Consider the following 25,814-nt stretch of genomic DNA (forward strand, 5'->3'; position numbering starts at 1 on the left):
CCGTGATCTCCGCTAATAAGTTGGATCGCTGAATTGTGATATCAAACACATTTTCAAATTTTAATACTCAAAAATTGTCCCACCGGTAACAATCGACTGCTACGCTTAAAATAGTTAAGGCTTATAAACAGGGACGGGAATGCAGAATAATCAACCATCAGGGAAGGTGGATACCGGCCTTGCTGTGCTCGTCATGTTGGCGCGGTATCATCAGGTCGCAGCCGATTCCAGTCAGCTCCGTCACCACTTCGGAACGCATGAGAATCCTTTCCAAAAGTCGGAAATCCTCCGGGCTGCCCGACACCTCAAGCTCAAAGCCAGAGCGCTGAACGCGCGCTGGGAAAAACTCAGTTCAATCAGTCTTCCCGCGATTGCCGAAACGACCGACGGCGGCTATGTCGTGCTCGCAAAGGCGTCGGATGACGAAGTTCTGATTCAGGACCCCTTGGCCAAAGCGCCAGAGACATTAACCAAAGACCAGTTCCTGGAGCGATGGAGCGGGGGCCTCATTCTTGTTTCCAAGCGGAGTCTCCTGCCGGGAGGCAGCGACAAGTTCGATATCAGCTGGTTTATCCCCGCCATTCTCAAGTACAAACACCTCCTTCGTGACGTCATCATCGCTTCTTTTTTCATTCAGCTCTTTGCGCTAATCACACCCCTGTTTTTCCAGGTGATGATTGATAAGGTGCTGGTTCACAAAGGCCTTACTACGCTCGATGTGCTGGCCTTTGGCTTGATTGTTATCTCGATATTTGACGTTCTACTGAACGGACTTAGGAATTACGTTTTTACCCACACCACCAACCGCGTTGACGTCACCCTTGGCTCAAAGCTGTTCCATCACCTGACCCACTTGCCCATCTCGTACTTTATGAACAGGCAAGTCGGCAATACCGTCGCCCGGGTTCGGGAGCTGGACACTATCCGGAATTTCATCACCAGTTCCGCGCTTACGCTGGTGATCGACCTGTTCTTTACGTTTGTCTTTTTCGCTGTTCTTCACTTCTACAGCCCGACATTGACCTGGGTTGTGCTGGGCTCGATTCCTTTCTACATCGTTCTCTCAATCAGCATCACGCCAGTTCTCCGCAGAAGGCTTGATGAGCAATTCAAACGCGGTGCAGAAAACCAGGCTTTTCTCACTGAGTCCATGTATGGGATTGAAACGGTCAAAGCGATGGCTGTTGAGCCGCAAATGCAGCGCCGCTGGGAAGAAAATCTGGCTGCCTATGTCGCCGCATCGTTCAAGGCGACCAACCTGGGCAATATTGCAAACCAGGCAGCGCAGTTCATAAACAAGATCGTCACCGTTCTAATCCTGTGGATTGGCGCTTCACTGGTGATGGCGAATGAGATGAGCATCGGCCAGCTCATCGCGTTCAACATGATTGCTGGCCGTATCAGCGGGCCGATTCTGAAGCTGGTGCAGCTTTGGCAGGATTTTCAGCAGGCTGGCATCTCGATCAAACGATTGGGTGATATTCTCAATACCCCCGCAGAACCCGGGCACAACCCAAACCGCACCACACTGCCGCGAATCGAGGGCAATGTTCGCTTTGACAACATCAGCTTTCGCTATAACCCCAGCGCTCCCTTGGTTCTGCAGCAGCTGTCGCTAAACGTGAGCGCGGGTGAAATAGTAGGTATCGTCGGCCGCTCCGGCTCGGGTAAAAGCACGCTGACCAAGCTGGTCCAAAGGCTGTATTTGCCAGAATCAGGTCGAGTGCTGATTGATGGCATTGATCTCGCCCAAATGGAACCTGCCTGGCTGCGCAGGCAGGTGGGTGTGGTGCTTCAGGAAAACCGGCTGTTTAATGGCTCCGTCAAAGACAACATTGCGTTTGTGGATCCAAGCCTCCCGGTGGAGGAGGTTGTAAGAGCCGCAAAGCTCTCCGGAGCCCACGATTTTATCGTTGAACTGCCAGAAGGTTACGACACTCAGGTCGGCGAGCAGGGTGCCAGCCTGTCCGGGGGCCAGCGCCAACGGATAGCCATAGCCCGCGCCCTGATTACCAACCCTCGTATTCTGATTTTCGATGAAGCAACGAGTGCGCTGGACTACGAGTCTGAGCGGGTGATACAGGAAAATATGCGGGCCATGTGTGAGGGGCGCACGGTCTTTATCATTGCTCACCGGCTGACCACGGTTCGCCATGCCGACCGGATCGTTGTTGTCGAGGGCGGGGATATTGTCGAGAACGGTCCCCACGACGAGTTGATCGCCTGCAGAGGCTACTATTCAAGGCTTTCTGACTACCAGAATACGTCCATTCCGATCAAGACACGCCAGCCTCAATCCCCCAGCAACGAACCTCAGCCCCAAGACGAGCATGCCGAGAAAAAGCTCGGGTTTGCCTATGGCCCCGAAAAAGTTCAGGGAGTGAGGCTGACATGAAGGACCAGAAAGAGCCGAAGCGCAAAGCCAAAAGTGTTCTGTCAGAGCGTGATATCTACGAGTTCATGCCAGCAGCCATCGAAATCGAGAAAACGCCTGCGTCACCGGTTGGGCGTGTGATTCTTTACGCCATTGTGTTGCTGTTCGTTATCGCTGTTTTGTGGGCCACCTTCGGCAAAATTGACATTGTTGCGGTCGCGCAGGGAAAAGTTGTCCCCAGTGAGCGGGTAAAGGTAATACAGCCGATTGAAACAGCGGTCATCGAGCTGATCCACGTTCAGGACGGCCAAAGCGTGAAAGCTGGCGAGCCACTCATCACCCTGAATACCAGCATCACGCAAGCAGACGTCCGCAGGTTCAGGGAGGAGTGGCGTGGAACTGCACTTAAGCGCCTCAGATTGACCGCTCTGGCCGAGTGGTTTGAGAGCCCTGGCGAATCTGATCTATCTCTTGTTTCCGAGAACTCGGAGCTCATCCCCTACCTTGGTGCTCATCAGTCACTCCTGCACCAGGAGGTAAGGGAGATGAAGGCAAATGTCCGGAATATCCGGCAAGAATCCAACCGGTTGAAAGCAGAACAGCAAATGATCCAGGCCGAGGTTAAAAAAAACCAGCAACTGGCGGAAGTGCTTAATGAAAGAGCCGCCGTTTACGATCAGCTTCAAAGAGAGGGCACCGGCTCCCGTATGGAGTTTCTCGAAGTAAAACAGGAGCAAATCGAAGCTCAGCAAAACGTGTTTGTTCAGCTGGCGCGAGTCAACCAGCTAAACGCCAGCATTGCAGCCAATGAATCAAGACGAGACATGTTGATATCCGAGCGGTTCAAGAACGCGCTTCAAGAACTTCAGGAACTGACCGTGCAGGACGCGATTTTGCGGGAAGAGTTATCAAAGGCCGAACAGCGCAGCAGCAACTACCTGTTGACGGCGCCCATCGACGGCACGGTTCAGGAACTGGCGGTAACCACCATTGGCGGCGTTGTTACACCCGCACAAGAGCTGATGAAAATTGTTCCGAAAGGCGGTGGCGTGATGGTCGAGGCCATGTTCCTGAACAAAGACATCGGCTTCATCCACCCGGGCCAGTCAGCCGAAATCAAGGTGGATACTTTTAACTTTACCAAGTACGGCGTGATTGACGCCGAGCTGTCTGATCTTTCAAACGATGCAATTCAGGACGAGAAGCTTGGGCTGGTTTACAAGGCCCGACTCACACCCGTGAAATCAGAGCTAACCATTAACGACAAGTTGATTAATCTTTCGCCCGGCATGACGGTGACGGCTGAGGTAAAGACAGGGCAGCGGCGTGTGATTGAGTTCTTTTTGTCTCCATTGTTGCGTTATAAGTCAGAGAGTTTGGTTGAACGCTAAGCTTTAACAAATTTTATTTTTTTTGGCCAATGTTAATTTTAATTCTTTAGGTGGTCTTATGACAAATGCGTACAGTGTTCGCCCAAAAACCGTAGAAATAATTGGTGGGGCCGTATTCATTTATAGCTTTCTATTATTTCTTTTTCTTGTAATTGTTCCAGAACGCGCTGCCGATAATTTTGTTTTCTTTAAAGAAATAATTGATAGCCTTCGCCCAATTTTTGGGTTACTAGAAACCATCGAAAATCGCAGTCATTTGGGGGTTAGAGGGCAGATGGTTGTGATTTTTACATTGGTTATGGTTATACCTTTATTGATTGCCGTTGTTTGTAGTGGAATGATTCAGATTTCATTCGGATCAGAATTTTGGAAAATGTTTGTCGTGTCACACCTTTTTATTCTTGTGCCTTGTGATTTTTTCTTTTCGGATAATTCTGATGCTAGTTTTGTTGGTCCGTACGGCCGGGCAATGAAGATGATGATTAATTCGGAATTGTATTTTCCTCTTTTAATATCTTTTGGTGTTTTTATGTTTGTTTTAAGTCTTACCATAAACTTGCTGTGCTGGAAGACAATGCTCCAGCGTTTTTATATAATTCAAAATAAATAAGGGAATATTTATGTCTAGTTATAACTCTAAAGAACTTGCATCAGATGCGAACGAGTATATCCAAAAAGCCAACGAAGCTGCGTCAATTTATACAACACTGTTAAATGAGATGGCTAAGACGGCGCCGGAAGGCGTATCGCTTACTGAGCAGCAACTAAAGAGACTTGCCATTGATGCTGGTTTTCGTGACTTACGCGATATGGCGTTAAGATTTAATCAAAAGGCAATAGCCGCTGGAAGTGCCTCAGCGGCAAAAGCCTGGAAAGATGCGGCTGACAGATCTGATGGTTTAGCAAATGGGCTTATGGATAGCAGAGTAGGTAGCTGGGATACATTTGCGAGTAACACCCGCGGGGCGCTTATCGGTATGACGAAGATTGCTGCCCCGTTGGGTAACAGCATTGCTTTCGTCGATGGCACGTCCGCTGCTTTGGCAGGGGATTGGCGTAGAGTATCCGAGGTGACCGGCAATATCATAGCTGGATCTGGCATTTCTGCTATGTTGGCATACGCTATGACGCCATTTCTCGTTGCCGCTGGTCCAATCGCTATCGCTACAAGTGTCGGCTTAATAGCTGCCGCGGGCATCTTCTCTTCAAGAAAAGGGGAAAACTTAGCCGGGTTGATCTATGACCGTGTGTTCGGTGGAACAGATCCGCTATCCGGAAAACTCCCGGAGCCAAAATTAGACAGCGACGGCGAGCCGGTTTTGGTAATTTCGGGTGATTCACCAGGAGATGCCTTTCGTTACGAAGGTAAGGACGGCGAAATAGTAACCGTAACAGACACTGGTCGGGAGATTGTTCGACAAAATGGCGACCGCATATTTTACGGTGCTGATGGTGAATCGTCGATCATTACCGAGAGCGGCGATAGCCTCATTCTGTTTCCAGACGGCTCTAAGATCCAATACTCAGCGGCAGACGATTCCACCACATATGTTTTCCCAGACGGATCGGGTGAAATACATAACGCAGATGGAACCATTGAAAAGTTTGAAAGTTTACCAGCATTGCCAACTGAATTAGAGCCCGTTGATCCGGCACTCTTACCACCACCTCCACCACCGCCCACACCGCCGGTGCCGCGACGAGATCCATTGGCGTTGGATTTAAACGGGGATGGTGCCGTGGAGACGTTGGCCCGAGATCAAGGTGTGTTCTTTGACCTGGACAACAGTGGCTTCGCTGAGCAAACCAGTTGGGTTGCGCCGAGCGACGGTTTTTTGGTGTTGGATCGCAATCAAAACAATCAGATCGACGGTGGCTCAGAACTGTTTGGTACCGAAACGCTGCTCGCCTTAGGGGAATACGCTGAAAACGGTTATGAAGCGCTGGCTGAGTTCGACGAAAACGAGGATGGTCAAATCACCAGTGACGACGCTATTTTTGGCGATTTGCGAGTTTGGCAGGACGCAAACAGTGATGGCGTGGCCAGTGCTGAGGAATTAAAGGCACTTGCAGATCTGAATATCGCGTCTATCGACGTTAATTACGACATAAATCAGTTCATAGACAATAACAACGTCGAGCATCGCGAAGAAAGTAGTTTTACATTCGGTGATGGCACCTCGGGTTTAACCAACACCCTATGGTTCGATTCGGATCGCCAAAACACTGTGCCTGTCGAAATCCACAGTGGTGAAGGCATAGCTATTCCGGATGACATCTCCGGATTGCCGAACGCGGTGGGCTTCGGTAATGCCTACAGCCTGCATCAGGCGATGGCTTTGGATGTCAGTGGAGAGCTCAAGGTGCGGGTGGAAGCGTTTGTCAGCGAACAAAACGCTGCCAATCGCAAGGCCTTGGTCGGAGATATCTTGGTGTTGTGGGCACGCCAGGAAGACATTGCTCCCTCCAGTCGTGGTAGCTATGTCGATGGACAGCATGTCGGCATCCTAGAAACGTTCTGGGGCCAGCCCGCGCTGCAGGAAAATCCCAGCGGCAGATACGCGCAACTATTGAAACAGGTCTACATCGGACTTGAGAGTTCTATTTATTCCCAGCTCATGGCGGGCAGCCATGCCAGCGGGCTTGGTAGCATGCTATCCTTTGTTGAGGAAGGTGGTGTGTGGAAGGGCGATTTTTCTGTAGTCAGCGCCTATTTCGGCAGTCGTTTTACGATTGACGGTGCCGGTGCTTCCTGGGAGCTAGCTGACTTTATTGAAGTTGTGGGTGGCATTAGTCCCTACACAGGTTCAATGCATGACAATTTCGTCGCTGCTCTTGAGATACAAGCAGAAAGTTTGTCACCAGTTGCTCGTGACTCTATGTTAACTGTCGTTCGTGCTGGAGACGACCATCTATTGGGTTCTGAAGCTGAGGATTCCTTAAACGGATATGGCGGTAACGATCGTATCGAGGGGCAGGCGGGAAATGACGATCTGCGCGGCGGAGATGGCGATGACCGCGTCTACGGCGGGGACGGAGAAGATATTCTCACTGGCGACGCTGGCAATGATCAACTTTATGGCCAAGACGGCAATGATGTATTGAACGGTGGTGATGGTCGTGACCATCTCTATGGAGGCACGGGCAACGACACCTTGCGCGGTGGCGCGGGTGCCAACGACTACCTGGCGGGCGATGCTGGCAGTGACACCTATCTGTTCGAGTTAGGGGATGGCAACACCACGATCAACAACTACGACACCGGCGCGGAGCGCAACGACGTTTTGCGTTTCCTGGGTGGTGTTGATCCGAGTGATGTCAAAGCCACCCGCTCCAGCAGCAACTTGCTGTTGACGGTGTTGAGCACCGGTGAGGTGATTACGGTCCAGAGTTACTTTAACAACGATGGCGTCGGTGGTTACGCGCTTGATGCCATTGAGTTTGCTGATGGTACCTTATGGGGCCTCGGCACGGTGAAAGGGCTGGTTCAGCAGAGTACAGAGGGTGCGGATCAACTGTATGGCTACGCTGGCGCAGACACTTTGAGCGGAGCGGGCGGTAACGACACCCTCTATGGCGCGGCGGGTGACGATGTCTTGAGTGGCGGCGAAGGCAACGATCGAGTCTACGGTCAAGATGGTGACGACATAGTGAACGGCGATGCAGGCGATGACTACCTGTACGGTAACGCCGGCGATGACCTGCTCAATGGCGGTGACGGTCGTGATTACCTTTATGGTGGCGCGGGCAACGACACGTTGCGGGGTGGCGCGGGCACCAACGACTACCTGTCAGGCGATGCTGGCAGTGACACTTACTTGTTCGATGTAGGAGATGGCAACACCACCATCAACAACTACGATACCGGTGCGGAGCGCAACGACGTGTTGCGCTTCCTGGGTGGTGTTGATCCGAGTGATGTTCGAGCCACGCGATCCAGCGACAACCTGCTGCTAACGGTGCAGAGCACCGGTGAGGTGATCACGGTTCAGAGTTACTTCAATGACGATGGCACCGGTGGTTACGCCCTTGATGCCATCGAGTTCGCCGACGGTACGGTGTGGGATATCGACACGGTGAAAGACCTTGTGCAGCAAAGCACGGAGGGTGCAGACCAACTGTATGGCTACGCCGGCGAAGATATTTTGGGAGGTGCTGGCGGTAACGACACCCTCTATGGTGCAGCGGGTGACGACGTCCTGAGTGGTGGTGACGGCAATGACCGCCTCTACGGCCAAGACGGCAATGACGTCTTGAACGGCGATACGGGCGACGATGACCTATACGGCAATGCCGGCGATGACGTGCTGAATGGAGGTGGTGGTCGTGACCGTCTCTATGGGGGTGCGGGCAACGACATCTTGCGTGGTGGTGCTGGTACCAATGACTACCTGTCGGGTGATTCTGGTAACGACACCTACCTTTTCAATACAGGGGATGGCAACACCACTATCAACAACTATGACACTGGTGCGGATCGCAACGACGTGTTGCGCTTTCTGGGTGGTGTTGATCCGAGTGATATCAAAGCTACGCGCTCAAGCAGCAATCTGCTGTTGACGGTGGTGAGCACCGGTGAGGTGATCACGGTCCAGAGTTACTTTAACAACGATGGAGCCGGTGGTTACGCCCTTGATACCATCGAATTCACCGACGGCACCGTGTGGGATATCGACACGGTGAAAGATCTGGTTCAGCAAAGCACGGAGGGTGCAGACCAACTGTATGGCTACGCCGGCGAAGATACTTTGGGAGGTGCTGGCGGTAATGACACCTTACATGGTGCTGCAGGTAACGACGTTTTGAACGGTGGTGATGGCGACGACCGTCTCTACGGCCAGGACGGCAACGACCTTCTGGAAGGGGATGAGGGTCGCGACTATCTATACGGCGGTAACGGTGCTGACACCCTGTACGGTGGCCAGAGTGCCGACAATCTTTATGGTGGTGCCGGCGCGGACCTGCTGTCTGGGGGTGATGGCGATGATCGCCTCCAGGGAGAGCAAGGCGATGACGTTTATCGCTTTAGCAAGGGCGATGGTGCTGACCGCATCTACGATTCAGAGGGTCAGGACCGGATTGAGTTTGTCGATGTTGCGTCTTCCGAGGTGGTGGTTCGCCGGGAAGGTAACCACCTTCGCATAACCATTCCCGCCACTGGCGATTCGGTATTGATCGAACGCCAGTTCGACGGCACGGATGTCGGTGTCCAATCGACCAGTATTGAAACCGTGGATTTCTCCGATGGTGTTAGCTGGGATTTCGATCAGTTGATGGCCCAGGCCATTGAGGGCACGGACGCTGATGACTTGATTCACGGTTTTGACCTTGATGAGTCCATCGATGGTGGTGAGGGCGCTGACGAGATCTATGGTCATGACGGTGCCGATACAATCCAGGGTGGCGCTGGTAACGATACGCTATACGGTGGCGACGGGCAGGATACGCTCCACGGTGGCAGCGGCGATGATGAACTCAAAGGTGGCACCGGTGACGACACCCTGGCCGGTGGAAACGGCGTTGATGATTTGCATGGTGGTGCTGGCGCGGATTTGCTGTCTGGAGGTAAAGGCGATGATCGACTCCAGGGAGAGCAAGGTGACGATGTTTATCGGTTCAGTAAGGGCGATGGCGCAGATCGCGTCTACGATACGGAGGGTCAGGATCGAATTGAATTTGTCGATGTTGCCTCGTCAGAAGTGGTGGCCCGCCGGGACGGTAACCACCTCCGCATAACCATTCCCGTCACTGGCGATTCTGTACTGATTGAAAACCAATTCGATGGTACGGGCGTCGTTGCCCAATCGACCAGTATCGAAACCGTGCATTTCTCCGATGGAGTTACCTGGAATTTCGATCAGTTGATAGCTCAGTCGGTTGAGGGCACGAACGGTGATGATCTGATTCATGGCTTTAGCCAGGATGAGACCATTAACGGCGGTGAGGGTGTTGACGAGATCTATGGGTACGAAGGTGCTGATACGATCCATGGTGGTGCCGGTAATGACATGCTCACCGGTGGCACCGGTGGCGACACGCTATACGGTGATGATGGTGTCGACATACTTCGTGGTGGAGATGGCAATGATGAGCTATACGGTGGCCAGGGGGTGGATGACCTACACGGTGATTCTGGCGCAGATGTGCTCTCTGGTGGAACGGGTGATGATTACCTTCGTGGTGGACACGGCGACGATGTTTACCGATTCAGTAAAGGCGATGGTTTAGACACCATTAACGACACTGAGGGGAAGGATAAGATCGAGTTTGTTGACGTTACATCTTCGGAGGTGGTGGTTCGTCGGGAGGGTGATCATCTCAGAATAGCTATTCCCTCTACTGGGGACTCGGTGCTGGTCGAACACCAATTCGCCAACACCAGCAGCAATACACAGTCCACAAGCATCGAAACGGTTGGCTTTTCTGATGGCGTCACCTGGGATTTTGATCAGTTGATGGCTCAGGCGATTGAAGGCACTAGCGCGGACGACCTTATTCACGGTTTCGACTTTGACGAGTTGATTAATGGCGGCGCGGGTGTTGACGAGATCTATGGGTACGAAGGTGCCGATACGATCCATGGCGGGGCTGGAAACGATACGCTCATCGGTGGCACCGGTGGCGATACACTACACGGTGGCGACGGCGCAGATATCCTTCGTGGGGAACAGGGTGATGACACTCTGTACGGCGAAGTGGGTGAAGATGTGCTTCACGGCGGCGACGGATCTGACGCACTTTATGGCGGTAAGGACGCCGATGAGCTCTCTGGAGGATCGGGCGCTGATCTGTTATCAGGTGGTGAAGGTGATGATGTACTCCACGGGGGCAGCGGTGACGACACACTGAACGGTGATGAAGGCAATGATGTGCTGTTCGGCGACGGCGGCCTTGACACCCTGAGTGGTGGTTCCGGCAACGATGAGCTGTACGGTACCGGCCAGCTTTCCGGTGGCGACGGAAATGACTATCTGGAAGGCCAAGGTGTTCTTGATGGGGGCGCTGGTAACGACGAGATTCGTGGTCAAGGATCCGATACGCTGCTGGGTGGCTCAGGCGATGACATTCTGGTCGCCAATACCGATCCATGGCAGGAAACCAGTAACATCCTCGAAGGCGGCATCGGTAACGATCAGCTGTTTGGCTCTTACGGCAATGATACCTACCGTTTCAATCTGGGTGACGGACAAGACACCCTGACTGAGACTCCTGAAGGCGAGGCGTACAGCAATATTACGCCGTCCATCGACACGCTGGAATTCGGCCCGAATATTTCGGCTGGAGATCTGGCCTTCACAAGAGTTGGGCAAGACCTTCAAATCAATCATGCGAATGGTACTGACGGAGTTCTGGTCAAGAATTGGTTCCAGGAGCCTACCAATCATTACAAGGTGAACAACTTTGTATTTGCCGACGGGTCTGTATGGTCTGATCTGGATGTTGAGGAAGCTTCTATCACCCTTGGTACCGTTGGTGCGGATACGTTGCTTGGTTATCGCGACCTGAACGAAGAGGTCTTTGCCGGTGATGGTGACGATCAGGTTTGGGGGCGCGCTGGAAACGACGTGCTCAATGGCGAAGCCGGTAACGATTACCTTGATGGCGAAGAGGGTGATGATCACCTTATCGGCGGAGCCGGAGACGACAACCTGGTCGGTCATGATGGCACTGATATCCTGGAAGGTGGCATTGGAAACGACACCCTGCAGGGTGGCACAGGAGCCGACGTGCTGCTCGGCGGAGTGGGTGAAGATACGCTGTTTGGTGGTGACGGCAACGATCAGCTTGACGGCGGTGCTGACGATGACTTCCTGGAGGCCGGTGCAGGAGACGATGTGGTTAACGGTGGCGCTGGCGACGACCAGCTCAACGGCGGCATGGGGGACGATGCTCTCACCGGCGGTGCTGGAAATGACATGTACGTCTTCGCTGCCGGCTCGGGGCACGATACGATTTACAACGCGGATGGTGGTACTGACGGTGTCATGTTTACCGGAGGTGCTACCGAAGGCCGGATCAGTTTCACGCGCGATGGAGACGATCTCGTGTTGCTCATCGACGAGGGAGCCGAGGGCAGTGTCCGTGTGGTGAATCACTTCCTCGGCGGTGATCATGCTATCGACTGGGTCCAGCCTGACGGCGGCTATATGATCACGACGTCGCAGATCAATCAGCGGGTGGCCGCAGGCGAAACTAACGGAGATTATGATTCGGTCGTTACAGGAACTGCTTCTGGTGAGCAACTTGTCGGTGGCAGTGGCCGGGATCTCCTGGAAGGCCTGGCTGGTAATGACACACTGTTTGCCATGGGCGGCGACGACCAGTTAGAAGGCGGCGCCGGAGACGATCAACTCTACGGTGGTAATGGCAGTGGTTCCGGCAGTGGCAATGACGTCCTGATCGGCGGCAACGGCAATGATGTACTGGTTGGCGAAGATGGCAACGATACTCTGATGGGTGGTGCTGGCAACGACAGTTACTATTACAAGGCTGGCCAGGGCGTGGATGTTATCGACAATCAGGGCGGCGGTTCTGATGGGGTGTTCTTCCTGGATGGCCTTGACCGTAACCGCTTGAGCTATCACCAGGATGGCAACGACTTGGTGATCCTCGTTGATGGTGATCTGGAACAGCAGGTGCGGGTGACTGGTCACTTCCTTGGCGGCGATCACGCGATTACCTATGTTCAGCCAACGGATGGTGGTAACTCCATCATGGCTAGCAGCATACCCAGCATGCTGACGGCATTGCCCAGTGATGAACCTGCTCCTGATGACGGCTCAGGTGACGGTGGTACTCCAGATCCAGATCCTGGAACCATCCCGACGCCCGAACTTGGCGGCGATGATGTTCTCACCGGCGGATCGTCCGACGATATCCTGGTGGGTGGTGCAGGCAACGATACCCTCGCTGGTGGCCTTGGTAATGACCGGCTCGAGGGTGGTGTTGGAGACGATACCTACATTTTCACCGGTGGCCAGGATGTACTCAGGGAAGGTGGTGGTGGTGATGTACTGAGGTTTGGTGCTGGCATTACCTTTAACCAGGTTGCGTCCGGCTTGATGAAATCTGGCGACGATCTCGTATTGAAGGTAAATGGTGGCCCTGATCAGGTAACGCTTGAGGGTTTCTTCCTGGGTGGAGATGCCGTTGTCGAAACCATTGAATTCGAGACTGGAGGCCAGATCACTTCTGGCCAGATCTACGGTGCCTTTGGCCTGTCAGAACCGACACCGTCCGCCGGATTCTCTCAGAGTGTTGCTGGGACAGCTGGAGACGATAGTGCTTTGGCTGGTGGCGCTGACTCCGACCTGATTCAGGGCTTTAACGGTAATGACGTTCTGGACGGCGCTGGAGGTGATGACCGCCTGGAAGGCGGCAATGGCGATGATGTTCTGAAAGGTGAGCTGGGAGCCGACACGCTGATTGGCGGACGTGGCAACGATCTTTACCAATTCAGCACAGGGGATGGCCAGGATGTTATCGACAATACGGGGGGCGGTGATGACACCCTTCATTTCGAGGACATCAGCTTCAATCAGGTCGCCAGTGGGCTGATGAAGTCGGGCAACAACCTGGTGCTAGGAATCGGTGGAGGATCGGATTCCGTCACTATCCGGGACTTCTTCTCCGGTGGGGATCAGTCCATTGACCAAATCACCTTTGGGTCAGGTGGGCAGCTCACGTCAGGCCAGATCTTTGGTGCTTTCGGGGTTATTAATCCGGACCCACAGGGATCTCCGGTCTATCAGGGCTTGCCTGACGAGCGCAGCTTCGGCAACCTGGTCACCGGCACGTCAGTAGCAGAAACCATTCTGGCCTCCTCCGACGCCGACTTTATCGATGGCGGTGCCGGCGATGACACGATCACAGGCGGTCTGGGCAATGATTACCTATTGGGCGGCGAGGGTGACGATACCTATCGCTTTGCCAGCGGTGATGGGCAGGACACGATCAATAATCTGTCTAATGGAGCTGGAGACGATCAACTGCGTTTCGAACCAGGTATTGATGAGTCACAGTTGTGGTTCTCGCGCGACGGTGATGATCTGGTCACGAGCGTTCTCGGGAGCGATGACCAGGTACGTGTGCAGGATTGGTATGGTTCTGACGTCCAGAAAGTGGATAGTGTCCATACCGACGATGCCATGATCACCGCAAATCAGCTGGAACAGCTAGTGGCCGCTATGGCTGCATTTGGTGCGCCGTCAGGTGGAGAAGTCACGCTTACGCCACAGGAGGAGAATCAGGTGCAAGCGGCTATAGCCAGTTCTTGGCAGCCGGGCCTGTAAAACAGTCAGGACAGGGTATGATGTATTGCTCTGTCCTGTTCCGTGCATTCGTTGACCACTAAACAGCCCGGCCAGTTATAAGTGCGCTATCAACCTGCCACGCGAGATACCTGATGCTCTGATGCATCTCCCTGCTGGCGACGGCCTTTCAGCAGCCAGGCAGGCTTCCGGGCACCGGGTTTGATGAAGCCCCGATTGAGCACCATGGGCTGAACCAGGTTCAGGAAGTCCTGGGTTTTCATGTGCAGGGTTTCGGTATGGCTGCCTGCGGCAAAGGCGAGTTCGGGTTGTTCTGTTAGCGGCTCAGCGCAGTACACGGTCATGCCGAACAGGTTGCCGAAGGGCGGCATGGCACCGACTTCGCAGTCGGGGAAGCGATCCTGAAACTCCTGCTCGTCGGCAAGGTCGACAAAGTCGGTGTCCAGAATGCGCGAAAGGCTCTCCCAGCGAACACGCCAGGTTGCTGGCATCACCAGCATGGCCATTTTTCCATCCAGTTCGATAATGACGGTTTTGACGACCTTGTCACCCGCAATTTTTACGTGGTGAGCAAGTTGCTGAGCGGTGAACGCGGGAGGGTGAGTGAGGCACATGTATTCAACATTTGCCTCATCAAGAAACTCTTTCAACTGCTGTATCGGCACAGTGACGGCCTCCTACCAGCAATGACAGCAATCCGGAGCGGGTGATCAAGAGCTCAGCCGGCTTCGGCGACGGTCTGGCGGGGCGCATTGCCCCACCATTATTCGTAGCTTAGCTGAGGTTTTGGAGTTTGCGAGTAACCGGTTGTATCTGTGCGGTACGGATTGCTACCTCACTCGGTTTTGTACATGTGTACGTCGCGCTGAGGAAAGGGAATGGAGATACCTTCGGCATCAAACGCTTTTTTTACGCGCTCCTGCATGTCCCAGTAAAACGGCCACAGATCCCCTGATTTTGTCCAGGCGCGAACGGTAAGATCAACTGAGCTTTCACCAAGACCACCCACTACAATCAGCGGCTCCGGATCTTTGAGGGCGCGCTCATCTTCTTCGATAAGGCGTTTGCAAATGCTCTTCGCCTTGTCGATGTCGTCGCTGTACCCGATCCCGAATTTCATGTCACAGCGACGTGTGTCGTAGGCGCTGAGGTTGGTCAGGCTGGAGTTGGAGAGATCACCGTTTGGTATTACGATCCGACGGTTATCAAAGGTGTTAACGATGGTATAGAGAATGGAGATTTCGACTACGGAGCCCAGGAATCCCTGAGCCTCGATAACATCACCCACCTTGAACGGCTTGAAAATCAGAATCAGTACGCCGCCCGCGAAGTTCCCCAGACTGCCCTGAAGTGCAAGACCAACAGCCAGGCCTGCGGCACCGATAATGGCGATAAAGGAAGTGGTTGCGATGCCGACCATGGAGGCGACAGAGATGAGCAGAAGGATCTTGAGAACGGCGCCAATCAGTCCACACAGGAATTTGTTCAGCGTCGGATCTTTCTTGCCAAGCTTTGCGTCCAGCACTCTTACAAAGCGGTTGATCAGCCACATACCGATAATCAGCGTGATGATGGCCAGCAGAACTTTTGGGGCGTAGGTCATGACCAACGCAATGGCTTGGTCGATGTATTCGGCGGCACGCCCGTCAGCGCTCAGTAAGTCTTCCATAAGGGGTTCCTTGGTTAATTTCTGTTTCTTATTTATCAAGCCGTCAGCATAACTCTGGAGCGGCCGGGGGTGTTTAAGGCTTTGTATAGCAGACAAAATGATGTGGGTACATCAGAGCTACTATTGAAGCGGGTACTGTCTACGCAGGGGCCTTGTTATTGGCCCAATCGATTACAGCATCTGCGTTGCCACGGACAAGTATCCGCCCCCGCTTCTGGCTCAGCTGATAGTCATACATGGGGTCGTAATAGTCCTTCAATAGAGGTTGAATCCAGGCGTCGTGGGCGTGGACATCGCCACTGCGCTCCTGTTCTGCCAGCGCCTGTTCCATAACGCTGCGCAGTTGGCTGTGACGTTCACCGCCCAGGCGCTTGCTTATGCGACCCAGAGCCTCGAGAAGATAGCCGCTGAAATTCAGCCAGCCAGCTTCCTCGCCATCACGGTTGATATAATCGGCGGACATGGCTTCTACATAGTCTTCGCGGATGATGCGTGTGCGGTCTTCCAGAGACTGTTCAAGAACAAGCAGTGGGGCCTGGGCCATCCGCTCTTTCATTGCATCTGGTATGGCACAGCGACCGACCAGGCGGCTTTCATCTTCCAGATAAACGGGGCCATCTTTTAAATGACGGGCCTTCAACATGGCGACCGCGAGACGGTTTTCGAAATCAATCTGTGATGGCTGGGGGGTTACCTGGCGACCGAAGCTGGAGCCCCTGTGGTTTGCCAGTCCTTCCAGATCAACGGGGTTCGGGAGCCGCCGCAATACACGGGTTTTGCCGGTTCCTGTGCGCCCACTGATGATGCGGAAATCACCGGATTCAATGAGGTTGTCGAGACTGTCGATCAGGAATCTGCGCAGTGCCTTGTAGCCGCCCCTGACGAGGGGGTAGTCAATACCCGCGTCCCGGACCCACTGCTGGGTGAGCCTGGAGCGCAAACCACCGCGAAAACAGAACAGATAGCCTTCAGGATGGCGCGCTATAAACCGCTTCCAGGCTTCAATACGTTGGGCCTTGATGTCACTGCAAACCAGCTGGTGGCCTAGCCGAATGGCTTCATCCTGACCTTTTTCCTTGTAACAGATGCCTATCCGATGCCGCTCTTCGTCGTTCATCAGCGGCGCATTTTCCGCCGTCGGGAAGCTGCCTTTGGCGAACTCTACCGGTGCTCGCACATCCAGCAGGGGAGTATCGTTCAGGAACAATGACAGGTAGTTGTCGGTATCGGGTCTGCTTGCCATTTCAGGGCTCAATCGCTTGCCAGAATGAGGCGGCAGTATAACGGATGCGAGGTTTCCCTGCTTTGTGGACTTGTCTCCAGGGGAAATTGCGCAGAAATTCTAGGAAAATCCGGAATAAAAAAAGGGCAGCCCTCAGGATGCCCTTTACCGGAACATGTCGGCGCGTCCTTGCGCTGAGTGCAACAGCCGTGTTGCGAATCCTTGGCCCACTCCGTGGTGCCGGCGTCCGAGCCAGCGATCCGAATAGTTATCCCCTAAGCCAAATATCCCTGTATTCCTGCTTCTCCCTGCATTCCTTGCCGGGGTACATCCAATGCGTCGTCCTTTTCCCTGTCATCCTTGACGAAATCACTATACCAACAGGTGATGTGGAAGCGTGGGAACCATGCATGTCTGCGTGACGCGTCATTTTTTTGGGATTAATAAAGGTTAATAATATCAAGGTATTAGGGTCTAACGAGCGGGGATAATCGCTGCTGCGTACGTTAAATAACTGCAAGATCTTACAGCGATGTGCGATATATCTCACACGGATTTGGGCGAATCTCTCAAGTCTCTTCTGGCGACTTTACGTAGGCCCGGCCAAGGCATGAGTCCAACCAATATCCCTGCGCCATCGGCGGCAACGTCTGCCAGCGAGAAGTCCCGGTATGGCAGGGTGGCCTGCACAATCTCAATGCCCAGCCCGAACGCCAGAAGTGCCGGCGCATACCAGATGCTGCGCAGCTCTGGCCAGGCCAGCCGCGTAAGAATTGTGAGTTCGATAAACGCGATGAGGTGGTTCACTTTGTCGCTGGGGGCAGACGGAATGGGATAGCTGCTGCTGGTCGTTGCCAGAAAGCCAATAGCGACCACCGATATCAGAAATGCAAAGCGCCACAATGGCCGGAAGTGCAGCAAGGTTGTCAGTTGGTGTTTCAGTGTTGCCATTGGTGAAATCCGTCAGAGTTCTCTGGCTGTGTGAAGGTTTTCAACATGATATGCTTTGCGCCCCGTCACTGTCATTGAAGCGGAGGATTAAACGGCGATGCTCAGAGGTAATTTTTTCCGTGGCTTGGGCTACTTGGGTGAGGGTTTCCGCCTGATCCGTCAACCCGGCCTGAGGTTGTTTGTCGCCATTCCGCTTGTGATCAATATTCTCCTCTTTGGGCTGCTTTTCTACTTCATGGGTGAGCTGTTTGGCACCCTGATTGCCGCTGCGATGTCCTGGCTGCCCGACTGGGCCTGGTTACAGGCGCTGGACTGGCTGTTCTGGATTTTATACGGCGCCGTGATCCTGCTTATGCTGGCTTTCGGTTTTGTGATGGTCGCCAATCTGATTGGTTCCCCGTTTTACGGTTACCTTGCGGAGCTTACCGAGAAGCATCTCACCGGCCAGGAAGTCAGCCCTGATGATGGCTGGGCGATCATCATAAAAGACATCCCCCGGTCACTCTGGCGCGAAGTGCAGAAAATTGTCTATTACCTGCCGCGGGCCATTGGTCTGCTTATTATCGGTTTGATCCCGGTGGTTAACCTGGTTGCTGCGGTGCTGTGGTTTTTGTTTAACAGCTGGATGATGGCGCTGCAGTATGTTGACTACCCCGCAGACAATCACAAAGTGAGCTTCAAGGCACTGCGCCAGCTGCTTGGTGATACCCGGCTGTCTGCATTGGGTTTCGGGCTGCCGGTGGCACTGGCCGCCATGGTGCCGGTTTTGAATCTTGTTGTGGTCCCTGCTGCCGTTTGTGGCGCGACCGCCTATTGGGTGCGCGAGAACGGCGCAACACGAAATTAATGAGTCGGGAGGCTTTTTGGACGCATCGGAATTTGTTATTGGCCAGCGCTGGGTAAGCCACAGTGATACCTCGCTGGGCCTCGGCATAGTCACAGATATCTCCGGCCGCCGGGTAACCCTCGGGTTCCCCGCGGCCGACGAAGAGCGCACTTACGCCATTGATAATGCGCCGCTTTCCCGCATTGTTTACCAGATTGGCGAGGAAATCGAGACCTTCGACGGCGCAAGATATCGTGTGCGCGCGGTCGCGGACATTGGTGGCGTGCTGATGTATCACGCAGATGCTGACGAAGATGATGGCGAGCAATCTGAGGGGGGTGTTGAGCAGATATCCGAGGTAAAACTCGCCGGTTCGGTTAATTTTTCTGCACCCCATCAACGCCTTTTTGCCGGCCAATTTGATCGCAACGGCGCCTTCCGCCTGCGGTTTGCGACGGTGCAACATATGGACAGGTTGCGGGCTTCTCCCGCCCGGGGCCTGATCGGGGCCCGTACTCAACACTTGCAGCACCAGATCTACATTGCTCACGAAGTAGCCAAGCGCCATGCGCCGCGTGTGCTCCTGGCAGACGAAGTTGGCTTGGGGAAAACCATCGAGGCGGGCCTTATTCTGCATTACCAGCTGCAGGCCGGGCGAGCCCGGCGCGCCTTGATTGTGGTGCCCGATTCCCTGATTCATCAATGGCTTGTGGAAATGCTTCGGCGTTTCAATCTGCGTTTCTCCATTGTTGATCAGAGCCGGTACGACGCTCTGAAAAACAGCGAAGACGATGTTGATGCTCTGATGGATCACATCTTCGGGGGTGACTCCTCCGTTAACCCCTTTGAAAGCGACCAGTTGGTGCTGTGCAGCCTCGATTTTCTGGTGAACAGCGAGAACGCTCGCAAGGATGTCTTGAGCGCCGGTTGGGACCTGATGATCGTAGATGAGGCGCACCACCTGGCCTGGAGTAAAGAAAGTGTTAGCCCTGAGTACCAGATAGTGGAGGAGCTCTCGGCAGCCAGTGAAGGCCTGTTATTGCTCACAGCAACGCCGGAGCAGGTGGGCGTGGCCAGCCACTTTGCCCGACTCCGGCTGCTCGACCCCGCACGTTTTCATGATTTGCAGGCGTTTCAGGAAGAAGAGCAGCAGTACGAAACGATTAACGGCGTAGTGCGGCGCTTGCAGGACGAAGGGGCCGACATTCAGGAAGAAGATCGCAAAGCGCTGGAAGCCTGGCTGGGCAGCGAGCTGGCGCAGTTGCTGAAGGGCGATTCGCCGCGACAGTCCATTATTGATGCTCTGCTTGACCGTCACGGCACAGGACGCGTTTTGTTCCGGAATACCCGGGCGGCGATTCAGGGCTTCCCCGAGCGGCGTGCCAATGCGACGCCCTTGGAATGCCCCACCATGTATCAAGGGCAGGAGTTCGGTTATTCAGGGTTGGCGCCGGAGCAGTCCGTGCCTGAAGAGCAGTGGCTTACGGATGATCCGAGAGTTGCCTGGCTGGAGAAAAAGCTGGCGGGACTGCGCCCCGCTAAAGTCGTGGTGATCTGTGCCAGGGCTGAGACCGCCATGGCATTGGAGAGTTATCTTCAGCTCCGTGCGGGCATTCGTAGCGCCGCGTTCCATGAGCACTTGAGCCTCGTGGAACGTGACCGCGCCGCTGCCTACTTTGCCGACGATGAACAGGGCGCTCAGGCGTTGATTTGCTCAGAGATTGGCAGCGAAGGCCGCAACTTCCAGTTCGCTCATCATCTGGTATTGTTTGATTTACCCGCAAACCCGGACTTGCTTGAGCAGCGCATAGGGCGACTTGATCGTATTGGGCAGACTGAAACCATTGATATCCATATCCCCTATCTTCGCAATACCGCGCAAGAGGTTCAGTACCGCTGGTTCCAGGAAGGGCTGAATGCATTTTCCGAAAGCTGTGCCGTTGGTGTGGCGGTACAGGAAAAGGTCAGCGAACCGTGGGAAAGCGCGCTGGCCGGCGATATCTCCGTGCTGGATGGCCTGGTTGAGACTTCCGCCACCGAGGCTGCCCGGCTGAGAACCCTCCTGCAAAATGGCCGCGATGCGCTGATCGAGCTCAATTCCTGCCGTCGCGATATAGCCGATACACTGATTGCCGGAATTGAAGAGGAAGAGGGCTCCGTTCAGGTACGCGATTACATGATGGAAGCTTTCGATATTCTCGGCGTGGAAGTGGAGGATCATTCGGAATACGCCGATATTCTGCGCCCCGGAGAGCAATACCAAGCCGGCCACGTAGCGGAGTTGCCGGAAGACGGGATAACCGTCACCTGGGATCGCCAGCATGCGCTGGAGCGCGAAGACATTGCGTTCATGAGCTGGGAGCACCCCATGGTAACCGGGGTGATGGACTCGGTGACCAGCTCCGGGCTGGGCAAGGCGGCGCTGGCCAGTTTGTCGGTCAAGGCCCTGCCGCCGGGCACCCTGCTGATGGAAGCCTTGTTCACAGTGCATTGCCCGGCACCCGAAGCCTTGCAACTGACCCGCTATCTGCCAGTGTCGCCCTTGCGGCTGTTGGTGGATGTGAACGGCAAAGAGCTCTCTGCCGCATTGCCGCACGATCGCTTGAACGACCTTTGTTCAAATATCCGCCGGCGCACTGCGCAGGCGGTTGTACCGCAGATTCGGCCCCAGGTTGAAACCATGGTGGATCATGTGGAGCGTTTGTCTGCGCCGCATCTGGAGCCTATGAAGCAAAAGGCACTGGAGCAGCTGGAGGCAAACTTTGAGCCGGAAATTCGCAGGCTGGAGGCCCTGAAGAAAGTGAACCCGGCTATTCGCGAAGATGAAATTGACTACTTCCGAAACCAGCTTGATGCGGCCCGTGACGCAATCGGACGAGCCAGTCTGGCACTGGAAGGTATCCGGGTAATTGTCACCGCCTGAGAATGTGCGTTTTGTGAAACGGTTAACCGCCGGGTGCTGCTGCGCCCGCTGGTCAGTGATCATCTGATGAGATACCGTAAACGTAAGTATTTGTAGACTTAAACCATGGATGACAGAGAGAGCTTATGATGACTTTTATCCTGTTTCTGGTGGCGCTGACCGCCTTGTTGGTGGTCATGCGGCGTGAATCCGGTGCGAAGCCGGCTATTGGTGTAATGGTTGTGGTTGGCGTGCTGTCGATGGTGTTTGCATCCGGATGGCTGGCCCTGGTTCTCTTTATCGGCGCCGCTGTAACTGCTGCAGCCGGGTTGCCAGGACTGCGCCAGAGCTGGCTCACGCCTCGTGTTTTCGCCATATTTAAAAAGGTTGCCCCGAAGGTCTCCGATACCGAGAAGGTAGCCCTTGAGGCGGGCACGGTAGGCTGGGACGGTGAGCTGTTTACCGGCCGACCAGATTGGCACAACCTGTTGATCAACCGGCATACAGGTTTGAGTGAAGAAGAGCAGGCCTTTGTGGATAACCAGTGCGTTCAGGCCATATCCATGTGCAATGCCTGGGATATTGCTGTCGAGCGCGCCGATCTGCCGAAAGAGCTTTGGGATTTCCTCAAGAAAGAGAAGTTTTTCGGGATGATTATCCCCAAAGAGTACGGTGGGCTGGGTTTCTCCGCCAAGGCTCAGACGGCGGTACTGCAGAAAATTGCAGCTAATGAAATGCTCATGGTTTCAGTAGGCGTACCCAACTCCCTCGGCCCTGGCGAATTGCTGCTCAAGTACGGTACGGATGAACAGAAGAATCACTATTTGCCGCGCCTGGCCGATGGCCGCGAAATACCCTGTTTTGGTCTGACCGGCCCCCGTGCGGGCTCGGACGCCACCTCTTTGCCGGATGTCGGCATTGTGTGCAAGCGAAAGGTCGACGGCAAGGAAGTGGTTGGTATCAAGCTGGATTTCGAAAAGCGCTGGATTACGCTTGCGCCCATCGCAACTGTGGTTGGTTTGGCGTTCCGCATGTTTGACCCGGACGGCCTGCTCGGCGATACCGCAGACTATGGCATTACCTGTGCGTTGATACCCCGCGATACCAAGGGTATGGAAATTGGCCGCCGTCATTGTCCTATCGGTAACCCATTCCTGAATGGTCCGATCATTGGCAAGGATGTTTTTATCCCGCTGGATTACATTATCGGCGGTATGGAAATGGCCGGTCAGGGCTGGCGTATGCTGGTTGAGTGTCTCTCTGTCGGCCGTTGTATTACGTTGCCCTCTGGCGCGGCGGGTTCTGCCGCTTATGCCGTTGGCACCGCCGGTGGTTTCACCCGTATCCGTCGCCAGTTCAACACCCCGGTGGCAGATATGGAAGGTGTTCAGGAGCCTTTGGCCCGCATCGCCGCAAAAACCTATATTGCCCAGTCGGCGGTTAACCACACCGCAAACATGATCGACAAGGGCGAAAAACCCGCCGTTCCGTCCGCCATCCTCAAATACCACCTGACCGAAATGCAGCGCGAGACCCTCACCGATGCCATGGATGTTCACGGTGGTAAAACAGTGACTCTCGGCCCGCGCAACTATCTGGGTATTGGCTACAGCGGTGCAGCCGTGTCCATTACGGTGGAGGGTGCAAACATTATGACCCGCAGCCTGATGATATTTGGCCAGGGGGCTATCCGTTGTCATCCTTATGTGCTGAAAGAACTGGCTGCGAAAGATAACGACGACATCCATGCGTTTGACGATGCCTTCTTCGGCCATGCCGGCCTGATTTTCGGGAATGCTGCTCGTGCGTTCACTCAGGGGCTTGGTCTCGGTCGCGCAGACGTACCGTTTGACAGCGCCAGCCGCAAGTACGCCCAGGCGGTTGCGCGTTTCAGTGCTGCTTTTGGTCTTTGCTCGGATGCGGCCATGACCACGCTTGGCAGTGAGTTGAAAATGCGCGAGCTGATATCTGCTCGTCTCGGCGACATGCTGTCTAACCTGTATCTGGCGTCCATGGTTCTCAAGAACTGGCACGAAACCCAGCCGGTGGAGGGTGAAAAAGAAGTGATGCAGTACAGCCTTGGCCTGTTGCTGCATCGCACGGAAGAAGCTCTGGACGCATTTCTCCAGAATCTGCCTAACCGGGCGGTTGCTCTGGTTCTGCGTGCAGTTACCCTGCCTCTGGGCCGACGTTGGGGTAATCCCCATGATGATCAGGCGCGCAAGCTTGCCCGGTTTATCTCGACGGATACGCCGATTCGCCACAAGCTGCTTGCCAGTACCTGGACCACAGAGGGGGATGGCGCGGTGGAAAACCCGGTGGCCCGTTACAATGATCTGCTGAAAGACTATGACAAAGCTGAGCAGCTCTACCGCAAAGCGACCAAGGCCTACGCCAAAGGCGAGTTGCCAATGACTGCGCTGCATCCGGAAGAGCGCTTTGACGCAGCGCTGGAAGCGGGTATCTACACCAAGGAAGAAGCTGAATTCATGCGTGAGTATGAAGCTGTTGTTCTGGAAATGTTGACTGTGGACGATTTTCCGTTTGATGAGTTTGCCCGAAACAAGGAAGCCGTGATTGACCACAATCCCGCGTAAGACGGCGACCGGCTGATATGTGGCTATCTTTCATTGCGGTCAGCATTGGCGCTGTTGTCGGCGCCAATCTGCGCTGGTTGTTAGGGTTATGGCTGAACGCAAGCTATCACGTGATTCCTTTCGGAACCCTCATAGCCAACCTCAGTGGAGGTTGGCTGGTTGGGCTACTGATTGGCTACTTCAGTCATGGCAGTGCACTGGCACCTGAGTGGCGACTATTTGCCATCACCGGTCTGTGTGGCGCGCTGACGACCTTTTCCACGTTTTCTCTGGAAATGTTTGCAGCTATTCAGGAGGGTAAATGGGCAATGGCCATCACCGGTATCCTTGTCCATGTTGTTGGTTCCATTCTTATGACCGCCTTAGGCATTTACACTTTTGGCCTGGTGAAGGGCTGATTGGTAACATTACGTACAGGATTTGTTTCAAATCTACTTGGCAAGCCGGTTATTCAGTAGTAGAGTGTTTTGGAAGGAAAGATTCAGCAAAGCATTTCATGAATAAGACGTACTCCGCAGTTAGTAGTGACCGTCCTGTTTTTGATCCCGCGAGTTCTGTATTTCCGTAAAACGCTGACCAGCCACATTCAGTGAATGGCAGCAGATAATATGATTGATTTCAGGAAGTTTAAGTATGTCTACTACTACCGGTACTGTTAAGTTCTTCAACGAAGCAAAAGGCTTTGGCTTTATCACTCGTGAAGGCGGCCCGGACGTTTTTGTTCACTACAGCGCTATTCAGGGCAGCGGTTTCAAGACTCTGGCAGAAGGCCAGCAAGTCGAGTTCACCGTTACCCAGGGCCAGAAAGGTCCTCAGGCGGAGAACGTTACTCCTCTCTAATTCCATTCGGATAGAGTAGTAACCGCCAAAAAGGCAGCTTCGGCTGCCTTTTTTCGTTGGAAAGGACCTGCTTTTTGTTGGAAAGGACCTGTTAATTTTCCTGCGCCGGGGCTTTGATGTGCTACATTTCAGCCGGACACTGAGTATTACTGGGTTAGACAACCGGAGAGTTTATGAAGCTGATTGGATCGAGTACCTCGCCCTATGTTCGCCGCATCCGAATTTTGCTGGACGAAGAGCCTTACGAATTCGTTAATCTCGATATTTACGGCGCAGACCGGGACGAAATCAGACGAACCAATCCAGCGCTGAAAATACCGGTGCTGGAAAGCGATGGTCAGGAAATCTACGACTCCCGGATTATTTCCCGTTATCTCAGCGCCAAGCAAGGCAGGGACCCTCTTACCTGGGATCAGCAGAATCAGCTCACCCTGATTGATGGCGCCAATGACTCAGCCGTCATCCTGCTTCTGGCCAAACGCTCCGGGCTGGATGTCGATACCCCGGGCGTCTTGGTTTTTGATTTGCAGCGCGAGCGCATCATGACCACCATGCGCACGCTCGCAGCGCAGGTGGAAGACGGTCAGTTTGAGCATTGGAACTACCCGGCAATGTGTCTCTATTGTCTGGTGGACTGGCTGGAGTTTCGCGATCTGGTTGACTTCGCTGGAATCGAAAGCCTGCTCGCCTTCCGTGATAGCCGGAAAATCAACCCCTGGGTTGCTGAAACAGATCCGCGTCAGGCGTAAATTCCAAACCGGAGCAGGCAGC

Annotated in this window: 14 protein-coding genes; 10 read left to right on the forward strand and 4 right to left on the reverse strand. The window is 54.1% G+C overall.

Annotation, left to right across the window (positions count from 1 at the left end; genetic code table 11):
* The first annotated feature begins 139 nt into the window (after positions 1-139).
* The 4 genes from ACN0V1_RS10085 to ACN0V1_RS10100 all read left to right on the forward strand — a co-directional run bounded on the left by ACN0V1_RS10085 (position 140) and on the right by ACN0V1_RS10100 (position 14,057).
* Entirely contained in the window at positions 140-2,395 is a 2,256-nt protein-coding gene (locus tag ACN0V1_RS10085; RefSeq protein WP_417544868.1) for a type I secretion system permease/ATPase, read from the forward strand.
* On the forward strand, positions 2,392-3,765 hold the full coding sequence (locus tag ACN0V1_RS10090; RefSeq protein ID WP_417544869.1) for an HlyD family type I secretion periplasmic adaptor subunit: 1,374 nt from the start codon (positions 2,392-2,394) through the stop codon (positions 3,763-3,765). The genes ACN0V1_RS10085 and ACN0V1_RS10090 overlap by 4 nt, the downstream gene beginning before the upstream one ends.
* 58 nt (positions 3,766-3,823) lie before the next feature.
* Complete coding sequence (locus tag ACN0V1_RS10095; RefSeq protein ID WP_417544870.1) at positions 3,824-4,375, forward strand: hypothetical protein; 552 nt, start codon at positions 3,824-3,826, stop codon at positions 4,373-4,375.
* A 367-nt stretch (positions 4,376-4,742) separates the two neighbouring features.
* Complete coding sequence (locus ACN0V1_RS10100; RefSeq protein ID WP_417544871.1) at positions 4,743-14,057, forward strand: calcium-binding protein; 9,315 nt, start codon at positions 4,743-4,745, stop codon at positions 14,055-14,057.
* Between the two features lie 89 nt (positions 14,058-14,146).
* Here ACN0V1_RS10100 and ACN0V1_RS10105 read toward each other — a convergent pair whose 3' ends face one another.
* The 4 genes from ACN0V1_RS10105 to ACN0V1_RS10120 form a co-directional block, all read right to left on the reverse strand.
* Positions 14,147-14,701, reverse strand: a complete 555-nt coding sequence (locus ACN0V1_RS10105) for an aminoacyl-tRNA deacylase (RefSeq protein WP_417544872.1) — start codon at positions 14,699-14,701, stop codon at positions 14,147-14,149.
* Positions 14,702-14,871: 170 nt separating this feature from the next.
* On the reverse strand, positions 14,872-15,705 hold the full coding sequence (locus tag ACN0V1_RS10110; RefSeq protein ID WP_417544873.1) for a mechanosensitive ion channel family protein: 834 nt from the start codon (positions 15,703-15,705) through the stop codon (positions 14,872-14,874).
* A gap of 139 nt (positions 15,706-15,844) precedes the next feature.
* Positions 15,845-16,948, reverse strand: coding sequence for a tRNA 2-selenouridine(34) synthase MnmH (gene mnmH, locus ACN0V1_RS10115; RefSeq protein WP_417544874.1), 1,104 nt, complete (start codon positions 16,946-16,948; stop codon positions 15,845-15,847).
* A 525-nt stretch (positions 16,949-17,473) separates the two neighbouring features.
* The gene (locus ACN0V1_RS10120; RefSeq protein WP_417544875.1) at positions 17,474-17,878 is read right to left on the reverse strand and encodes a VanZ family protein; all 405 of its coding nucleotides are present in this window, start codon (positions 17,876-17,878) and stop codon (positions 17,474-17,476) included.
* Between the two features lie 97 nt (positions 17,879-17,975).
* On the opposite strand from ACN0V1_RS10120, the gene cysZ reads away from it, so the two are divergent.
* The 6 genes from cysZ to ACN0V1_RS10150 all read left to right on the forward strand — a co-directional run bounded on the left by cysZ (position 17,976) and on the right by ACN0V1_RS10150 (position 25,792).
* Positions 17,976-18,725, forward strand: coding sequence for a sulfate transporter CysZ (gene cysZ / locus ACN0V1_RS10125; RefSeq protein ID WP_417544876.1), 750 nt, complete (start codon positions 17,976-17,978; stop codon positions 18,723-18,725).
* Between the two features lie 16 nt (positions 18,726-18,741).
* Positions 18,742-21,627 (forward strand): RNA polymerase-associated protein RapA, encoded by a 2,886-nt coding sequence (gene rapA / locus ACN0V1_RS10130; RefSeq protein WP_417544877.1) that lies wholly within the window; start codon positions 18,742-18,744, stop codon positions 21,625-21,627.
* A 125-nt stretch (positions 21,628-21,752) separates the two neighbouring features.
* A complete protein-coding gene (locus ACN0V1_RS10135; protein ID WP_417544878.1) occupies positions 21,753-24,203 on the forward strand; it encodes an acyl-CoA dehydrogenase in 2,451 nt (816 codons plus the stop codon).
* A 17-nt stretch (positions 24,204-24,220) separates the two neighbouring features.
* Positions 24,221-24,601 carry a fluoride efflux transporter CrcB gene (crcB, locus tag ACN0V1_RS10140; protein ID WP_417544879.1) on the forward strand — a complete coding sequence of 127 codons (381 nt, stop codon included), beginning with the start codon at positions 24,221-24,223 and terminating at the stop codon, positions 24,599-24,601.
* A gap of 235 nt (positions 24,602-24,836) precedes the next feature.
* The gene (locus ACN0V1_RS10145; RefSeq protein WP_071265711.1) at positions 24,837-25,043 is read left to right on the forward strand and encodes a cold-shock protein; all 207 of its coding nucleotides are present in this window, start codon (positions 24,837-24,839) and stop codon (positions 25,041-25,043) included.
* A 173-nt stretch (positions 25,044-25,216) separates the two neighbouring features.
* Positions 25,217-25,792, forward strand: coding sequence for a glutathione S-transferase family protein (locus tag ACN0V1_RS10150; RefSeq protein ID WP_417544880.1), 576 nt, complete (start codon positions 25,217-25,219; stop codon positions 25,790-25,792).
* The last annotated feature ends 22 nt before the right edge of the window (positions 25,793-25,814 follow it).

Source organism: Marinobacter sp. (assembly GCF_048266785.1).
Taxonomy (GTDB): Bacteria; Pseudomonadota; Gammaproteobacteria; order Pseudomonadales; family Oleiphilaceae; genus Marinobacter.

Bases quoted from the DNA above. Each gene is read 5' to 3' on its own strand.
- cysZ (WP_417544876.1), top strand. From the start codon at position 17,976: ATGCTCAGAGGTAATTTTTTCCGTGGCTTGGGCTACTTGGGTGAGGGT.
- ACN0V1_RS10090 (WP_417544869.1), top strand. From the start codon at position 2,392: ATGAAGGACCAGAAAGAGCCGAAGCGCAAAGCCAAAAGTGTTCTGTCA.
- mnmH (WP_417544874.1), bottom strand. From the start codon at position 16,948: ATGGCAAGCAGACCCGATACCGACAACTACCTGTCATTGTTCCTGAAC.
- ACN0V1_RS10100 (WP_417544871.1), top strand. From the start codon at position 4,743: ATGACGAAGATTGCTGCCCCGTTGGGTAACAGCATTGCTTTCGTCGAT.
- ACN0V1_RS10085 (WP_417544868.1), top strand. From the start codon at position 140: ATGCAGAATAATCAACCATCAGGGAAGGTGGATACCGGCCTTGCTGTG.
- ACN0V1_RS10135 (WP_417544878.1), top strand. From the start codon at position 21,753: ATGATGACTTTTATCCTGTTTCTGGTGGCGCTGACCGCCTTGTTGGTG.
- ACN0V1_RS10145 (WP_071265711.1), top strand. From the start codon at position 24,837: ATGTCTACTACTACCGGTACTGTTAAGTTCTTCAACGAAGCAAAAGGC.
- ACN0V1_RS10120 (WP_417544875.1), bottom strand. From the start codon at position 17,878: ATGGCAACACTGAAACACCAACTGACAACCTTGCTGCACTTCCGGCCA.
- ACN0V1_RS10150 (WP_417544880.1), top strand. From the start codon at position 25,217: ATGAAGCTGATTGGATCGAGTACCTCGCCCTATGTTCGCCGCATCCGA.
- crcB (WP_417544879.1), top strand. From the start codon at position 24,221: ATGTGGCTATCTTTCATTGCGGTCAGCATTGGCGCTGTTGTCGGCGCC.
- ACN0V1_RS10095 (WP_417544870.1), top strand. From the start codon at position 3,824: ATGACAAATGCGTACAGTGTTCGCCCAAAAACCGTAGAAATAATTGGT.
- ACN0V1_RS10110 (WP_417544873.1), bottom strand. From the start codon at position 15,705: ATGGAAGACTTACTGAGCGCTGACGGGCGTGCCGCCGAATACATCGAC.